This window comes from Roseovarius sp., from assembly GCF_027019125.1.
Classification (GTDB): Bacteria; Pseudomonadota; Alphaproteobacteria; order Rhodobacterales; family Rhodobacteraceae; genus Roseovarius.
Genome location: NZ_JALUXE010000009.1, coordinates 53,896 through 61,542 on the forward strand (window position 1 = coordinate 53,896; position 7,647 = coordinate 61,542).

Here is a 7,647-nt window from a genome sequence, read left to right on the forward strand (position 1 = left end):
AACGCTTGGTGTCCGAAAATTTACGAAAGAACCGTCAATTCAGACAGGATGGCATCTACGACACGTTGCCTTTCAGTCTCGATCACATCAGGGTCTGTAAATCTCTTCTGCAGATTTGACGCGGTGTTCAGCCATGCCTTTGCCAGCTCGATATCCGGCTTCAGGCTTTTGATGCAGGCGGCAGCTTCGTCGGATGACATTCCGAAAGTGTTGATCATGCACTCCCGCGGCACAAGTGTCAGCGCTTTGTGACCGGGGTCTGCATAATAAGTTGGAATGCCCCCCACAACAAAAGCGTCAAAAATCTTCTCGGTGACATAGTTCCGCTGATGGGTATTTTCATAGGCAGACATGATACGCACTCTCATGTCCGTAGCCGCGATCTTGTCGAGATGCCAATCCGGCAAATCCTGCCTGCGTGCCTCTGGCTGCCAACCCCGGCCATTGCGTATCGTTCCTGGAAGATCGACTTTTCGTGCCACCTCGGTTCGATAGACGCTCAATCCGTAGAGATTTTCCTGTTCGTGTGATGCAGCGTATGCGTCCTTCTCGCGCACTTCTGCAAAGAACGCTGCTGGAACAGGAGCGCTGTTCCAATGATCAAGCAAGGCGGAGGGCGTGACACTCGCATACCGTGCCAAGAGAATCCCGTAACGCGACAGGTAGTTTTCATTGGTTAGCAAAAAATACGGAATCGCGTCGAAATTGAATATCGAGGAATTGCTATGGTTCAGGAACGTATATGTTAATTCGACGTCACCGCATCTCTCAGACCGGATGCGCTCCACAAAGCCACCACTCCATATGCTGTCCCAAAGCGGCTCTTCTGATATGACGACGACTTTGGCATTGGGGCGCTTGATCACAAGCTCTTCGAATACCTGGGGATTCTCACGGATGTCGATGTTGAAACCCGTCATTACAATGTCGGCAGACAATGGCTCGTCAACAAACTCGAGACGTGAGCCGGTCGTTCTTTGAAACGGCTCGTAAGACAATGGTGTCCGGTTGGAATGCCGTCCATATAGACACACCTTCGCCGGCCTGTTGCGAGCGATCTCTGGAGAAACCAGTTTGGGACGCGCAATGCGCGTGACATGATCCCGAACGCTTCGGAAGTGACGCACGAGGCGATCGTCGGGGCCTAGCCTGTCTTGCGCAAGTAACAAAATTTTCGAAAGATCTGTGCGCGCTTCAATCTCCTCAAGCGCGTCGAATCCCTTGAGTAAAAGCTGTCCACTATAGAACTGAAGCAGAGACTTCGATGCATCGACTGAAATCGAGGCATTATCATTCGATGGAACAGTCAAACGCGCCGCAAAAGGTATGATCTCGTCCGGGTTCGACCGTATCTCTGCGCCTCGTGTGCCTGCCAATTTCAGCATCAGGTTTTGAATATCGCATACAAACCCATGTGGGCCGTACAGAATCCACAACTGGCGCATCGCATGCCGCATCATTGCAAGACGCGCAGGATCACTTGCGATCGCCTCTAGACGCTCAGGCAAAGCCTTGATCGCAGCTTCGGACTCTTCACAGAAAACCACAGCTTGGTCCCAAAGCGCTGAGTTGCCCGGTGGGGCATATGTATCTGCGAGAATAACTGGAATCGATCCTGCCCCGAGAGATTCCCAGAGCCGAATGCTATTGGGGCCAGAGCCAGACGGGCAAAGCGAGAACAGGCTTTGCTCCAGCGAAGCCTTGAATTGTTCCGACGCAGACTGGTTTACCAGTTCATCCTTGCCACCAAGTTTGCCGTTATTGCGTATCTGATGCTCGTAGACGACCTTGTTGTAATGCCAGCTGTCCCGCCCGATGACCAAGCCCCTTGGGTGGTCGCTCAGGAGGTCGATGATCAGTTCGCGCGCATTCGTGAGATAGTATTTGTTTGAACGCGCCCCGATAAAGGAGAAAAGAAAAGGCCGCTCGGCCGTGGCACAGGCGTCGCTCTCCCGGTCGATCTGGACGGGATAAAGCGGGAAGGGATGCAGCGTGATGCCGTCCTCTCGACAGGTCGCCAGATCCTCGCGCGTCGCATGGCTCCAGAAGATGTCGGATATTTCCGCCTCGTTGAAAAGTTGCATGAACTCCTTCATCTTGATGTGCTGACAGACGGTAACCCGTCGCTTGCCGGACGGCAGCTGTGCGCAATATTCGCGAAAGCGTTTCAGGAAGAGATGGGCATCGCGCGCCTTGGTCTGCAGCTTGTCGATCAGCGTGGCCCATGGATAGGCGACATAGGTGATGTTATCCGGCACGGCTCCGATATCGCGCATCTGGCGATAGGCATGTTGCTCGGTGATGGCGGGAAACTGCCAGTCCCGGTCATAGGCCAGGATATTGCCCGTGCGCCGCAGGATGTCTTCGATCGGATCGGGTTCCGGCGGAGTTTCGACGAGGCCGGTCGCCACGACCTGCTGTTCGGCGGCCCGCGCGATATGGCGCGGCGGTTCTCCGAACACCTTTTCGTGGTTATGTTTCCACACGAAGCTACCATCTTCTTCAGCGACGGAGAGCTGTGCGTCGGCATAGCGGATTTTCAGCACGCGCCGGAGGACCGGCTGCGCCTTGCCCAGATACGCGAGGCTTTGCCTGCGGGTCTCGTGCGGGATGATCGCGTCGATCTCGGCCATGTAGCTGTCGCGCCGCTGCGCCGATAGCTGCCCCTCGACGATGCGAAATCGCCCGAGCGCCAGCTTGGTCTGCACCAACGAGGAACGCTCTGCGAAGAGCCGCCAGAGATTCCAGTCTCCGGCGAGCTTCATCGGCCGGATGTTGCGCTCCGGGTCGATCGCGGACCACAGCCATTTTCGAAAGAAGACACCCTCCTGCTGGAGAAAGTTCCAGTGCACCCCGTCGCACAGCCCCGCCCTCAGCGCCGCCCTAGTGATCGGATTGTCAAAGACCAGCAGCGGCATGTCGCCCCGCAGCACCGCGCTGGCCCCGCCGATCCACGAGAGTTGCTGGGCCGACAGCTGCCGGTCGATGCTGGCAATCAGCGCACAGGCCCCCTGCGTCAGGATATCGTCGGCGTTGATCCAGGTCATGAAATCTTTATCGCCGATCCGAAGCGCCCCGAACCCGGCGCAGATCGCGTCATACATGCCCGTGTCGGGCTGCGAGGCAAAGGAGAACTCGATTCCCAGACACTGTAGTGGAAACTCGCGCGCCGAGAGCCGGCGTTGCCACTGTTCCAGCCGCTCCAGCGTGCCATCAGTCGAGCCGCCATCCTGAACATGATAGCGCAGGAAAAAATCGCCCGCTTGGGTCGCCACGCTCAGGATCGTGCGGTCGATAGTCTCGTGGCTGTTCAGGCTGGGAGTGACGATGAATATCGTGGCGGTCATGGCACTAGCGCTCCAATGTCTTCGGGCCGGGTATAAATGCCGCGGTGGTCAAATACGATGAAATTTGCCTTGTCGCGCCTCAATCGGCACCGAACAGATCGCGGGTAAAGACCTTGTCCGCCACATCGGCAAGATCATCGGTCCGGCGGTTCGCGACGATCACGTCGGCGCGATCCTTGAAGGCGGCGAGGTCGCGAATCACCTCGGAACCGAAGAACGTCGCGTCCTCCAGCGCGGGCTCGAACACGATCACCTCGATGCCCTTTGCCTTGAGCCGCTTCATGATGCCCTGGATCGAGCTTTGGCGGAAATTGTCAGAACCCTGTTTCATCACAAGGCGATGGATCCCGACGCAACTCGGCGCGCGGCGCAGGATCTGCTCGGCGATAAAGTCTTTGCGCGTCCGGTTCGCCTCGACGATCGCCTGAATGAGGTTCTGCGGCACCTCGGAGTAATTGGCCAGCAATTGCTTGGTATCCTTGGGCAGGCAGTAACCGCCATAACCGAAGGAGGGGTTGTTGTAATGCATCCCGATGCGCGGATCTTGACCGATCCCCTCAACGATCTGGCGGGTGTCGAGTCCGTGGCTCAGCGCATAGCTGTCGAGTTCGTTGAAATAGGCCACCCGCATCGCAAGATAGGTATTAGCGAAAAGCTTGATCGCCTCCGCCTCTGACGGATCGGTCAAAAGAACCGGGACATCGGTGGCGACGGCCCCCTCGCAGAGCAGATCGGCAAAGACCCGGGCCCGCTCGGAACGTTCACCGACGACAATCCGGCTGGGAAAGAGATTGTCGTGAAGCGCCCGCCCCTCGCGCAGGAATTCCGGGCTGAACAGAATTCGCGTGCTCTGCAGCTTCTCGCCGAGGGCGCGGGTATAGCCGACCGGGACCGTGGATTTGATGACCAGCGTTGCGCTGGGGTTCAACGCCAGTGCGGTCTTGATCACGCTCTCGACGCTCGAAGTGTCGAACACGTTGGTATCGGGGTCATAATTCGTGGGTGTGGCCACGAGGATGAAATCCGCCCCGGCAAAGGCCTCGGCGGGATCGGTGGTGGCGCTGAGGTCGAGATCGCGTTCGGCCAGGTAAGATTCCAGTTCGGGATCGACGATCGGGCAGCGCCGGGCATTCACCATCGCCACCCGGCCGACGTCGATATCAAGCGCCGAGACCCGGTTGTGCTGCGCGAGCAGCACAGCGTTCGACAAGCCGACATAGCCAATCCCGGCAACAGCGATTTTCAATCGGGGCATCTGAATTGCTCTCCATTCATGAACACCGGCTGAAAAGCATGCGCCTTTTATACGCGCCTGCGCCGGAAACGATTGCAAGCACTAGAGTTTCAACCTGTTGACACTTAGTGGCCCTCGCCGAAGATCACAGTTGATCCAAAGATAATTCTTGCGCGCAGAACTTATTGAAGCGCCCATACTTTTCCTCGAGATACGCCAAGTCTTCCTCCGAGAACATTTCCATGTGCCGCCCGGAGACGCCTTTGTTGAAATTGTATGCTTTTCTCTTGCCTTCGATGAGATCTGCAAGCACCGGATCTCTCAGAAAAAGCTCAGGATCGACATTGGCCACTTCTGACAAGCTTTCGAGCACTTTAGCTGGTGACGATGAAATATCGTCATATGAATATGCATATCCTACACGCGATCTCAGCCAGGGTATGGTGAAAGATACGACATGTTTTCCAATATAGTCGATCGCTTCACGATGGCTTTCGATCTTGTGGAAATCCTGTTTATAATTTTTTTCTCTGCGGGCTTTTTCGCCTGCTTCGAAAGCTGAAAGCGCAGAATCTCCGATATTTCGATAGGAGATATAGGGCAGGATTTCGCCTGACTTGAAGAAACGTTCCAGCTTCTTCGGAAAACCATCATGTGTCTTGATAGGGAGAAAATCGCTGTCGTGAACCTTTCCCACGAACCCCGCCAAAGGGTCCAAATGTCCACGCCAGAATTCTTCTGTACGAGATGGGTCTTCGGAAAATACCCTACGTCTCACCTGACACAGGTCACTCCCCATTACCTCGCACGCACGCTTCATCAGAAGAAACAGAAATGTGCTTGCTGATTTTGGTTGGCCATAGGTCAGAATGATCATTGCGAAATTCCAATATTTGGCATGTGGCGGCTCAGAATCCTGTAGGAGTCCCAATCCGCCTCGCGCGCCACCGCCACGCGAAGATCCTCGCGCCGGGCCACGCTTTGCTCGCTCAGATTCCGGAATCTTGTCGTGAACGGTGCCAGCCTTTCCTCCTCGAGATTGGACAGGCCGAGACGGGTGAACAGGGCATTGAGCGCCTTGGGTGAGGCGAAAATCTCTTCGTATTGCACGAAGAGAAACCGGGCCAGCCGCTCCTCCGTCAGCGCCGCGACGGTGCGCACGCTGTCGTTCCAGGCCTTCAGTCCGGCACGCCAGTCGAGGTTCCAGTTATCCTCCGGGTCGCGGAACCGCGCATCGTAGCTTTCAACAACCGAGAGCGGATTGCGCAGGATGTAGATATGCTGCGCATCGGGAAACTGTTCGAAGACATGGCCGAGATGGCGGAAGAGCGGGGCAAACTTGTCGCCGATATAGACCGCGTTGTCGTAGCGCCGTGCCGGCTCGACATTCCGCGGCTTCAGCCCGCCCTGCGGGTGGGTGTCGCCCTCCCGGACATCCAGAAAGCGGTCCTTCTCGAAATCTCCGGCCCGGATGGTGTTGTTCTGGAAGGGATAGAAATAGCGATCCTGCCCCATCAGGATGTGATTGTGCAGGTTCAGGATATTGACCAGCGAACTTGTCCCGGCGCGCGCCGTTCCGGACAGGAGAAGTATCTTTTTCATGGCATCGCAATTCCGTTGGTGCAAATTCGGCGGGGCGTGTCAGAAAGGATCGGGGTAGCGGTCCATCAGGTCGCACAGGACCGCGTTGCCGATCTCGGTGAACCGCATCCCGGCATTGGGGTAAGAGGTGAACTCCCCAAAGACAGGTCCCTGCGCGGAGATGTAGAAATCGAGCCGCATGAACACATCGATATCCCGCGCTATGCGATCGGCGATCTCGATCATGCGATCGAGATGCGGCGGCGGCGGGATTTCCTCGCCGAAGAGGTTCGACATCTGGAACGGGCCATAGGGCACCCAGTCCCGGCTGTAAAAGCGATGGGTCCAGGATTTCTTCGGCCCCACTCGGTTGACCACCTGCACGACCCAGGACCGGCCTCCGGCGACATACACCTTGAAATCGCGAGGCACGGCGAAACTCTCGTTGTAATCCCTGACGAATTCCTCGGCGAGGATGCGGGTGTCGCGCTTGATGAAACGGCCATTGGCGAAGGTCTCGCGCACGAATTCGGCGCGGCTTTCGACCGGAGCCTCGCTGCCTGAAAAGATCTCGCGCCCATTGTCGAAGAGCATGACGCAATCATTGTCGGCGGAGTTGTTGGGCTTGATGACTACCCGTTCGGGAAGTGCGGCAAAATCCAGCTCCTCCACCGTGGCGACCTCCGCGTATCGTTCGGGGATCGGCAGGGTCATCCGCTCGGCATATTTCAACATCGCACTCTTGTTGACCAGGTTGGCCACATAGCGACGCCGGGCCTGCAGCTCCGGATCGGGATGGGGATCCGCGTTCTGATACCATCGGGCCAGCCGCAGGTCCATGCGGCGCTTGAATTCAGTCTCGGCCATCTTGAACTTACGAGCTTCCTAGATTTCGATATTTCGACACATAAAATGCGTTGTGGACCTATGGATACGTTTCACGGTCGAAATCCTCAACACAATTCCAACACCTCGGTGATTTCAAGGACTGTTCTCCTGCCGGCACGACGGATCAGCAATCGACACAGAGCTGCAGGTTGAAGCGTCCCGGAGCGTGCCCCCACCAAGCAAGAGGGGAGTGATCTTGCTCAGGTTCAGCACGCGCGGATCAGCATGGCGCCATGATGCTGCGGCATGGCGCTCACGAGATTATCGCCACCCTCTACCAGAAAAGATAGTGATCGAGATCCTCACCCCTCCACGCTGACCGGCAGGTCCATGCCGTGCTTTTTCAGCAGCGCGTGCCGTTGTGCCGTCTTGAGGTCTTCGGCCACCATCTCGGCGCACATTTCCTGGGCGGTGATCTCGGGCACCCAGCCGAGCTTTTCCTTGGCCTTGCTGGGATCGCCCAGCAGGGTCTCGACCTCGGCGGGGCGGAAATAGCGCGGGTCGATGCGCATGATCACATCCCCCACCTTGAGCGCGGGGGCCATATCGCCGGTCACACCCGTCACCGTGGCGATCTCGTCCACCCCCGTGCCGGTA

General features: G+C 57.1%; 6 protein-coding genes. All 6 read right to left on the minus strand.

What is annotated here, in order from left to right:
- Positions 1-20: 20 nt before the first annotated feature.
- Entirely contained in the window at positions 21-3,347 is a 3,327-nt protein-coding gene (locus MVC20_RS05490) for an exostosin family protein (RefSeq protein WP_297539248.1), read from the minus strand.
- A gap of 79 nt (positions 3,348-3,426) precedes the next feature.
- Complete coding sequence (locus MVC20_RS05495) at positions 3,427-4,593, minus strand: nucleotide sugar dehydrogenase (RefSeq protein WP_297539258.1); 1,167 nt, start codon at positions 4,591-4,593, stop codon at positions 3,427-3,429.
- Positions 4,594-4,726: 133 nt separating this feature from the next.
- Positions 4,727-5,458, minus strand: a complete 732-nt coding sequence (locus tag MVC20_RS05500; RefSeq protein WP_297539250.1) for a hypothetical protein — start codon at positions 5,456-5,458, stop codon at positions 4,727-4,729.
- Positions 5,455-6,183 carry a sulfotransferase gene (locus MVC20_RS05505; RefSeq protein ID WP_297539252.1) on the minus strand — a complete coding sequence of 243 codons (729 nt, stop codon included), beginning with the start codon at positions 6,181-6,183 and terminating at the stop codon, positions 5,455-5,457. Before MVC20_RS05505 ends, MVC20_RS05500 begins: the two co-directional genes overlap by 4 nt.
- A gap of 39 nt (positions 6,184-6,222) precedes the next feature.
- Positions 6,223-7,029, minus strand: a complete 807-nt coding sequence (locus MVC20_RS05510; protein WP_297539254.1) for an ATP-grasp fold amidoligase family protein — start codon at positions 7,027-7,029, stop codon at positions 6,223-6,225.
- Positions 7,030-7,352: 323 nt separating this feature from the next.
- Positions 7,353-7,647: GDP-mannose 4,6-dehydratase (locus MVC20_RS05515; RefSeq protein ID WP_297539256.1), on the minus strand; the 295-nt coding region annotated here is incomplete at its 5' end.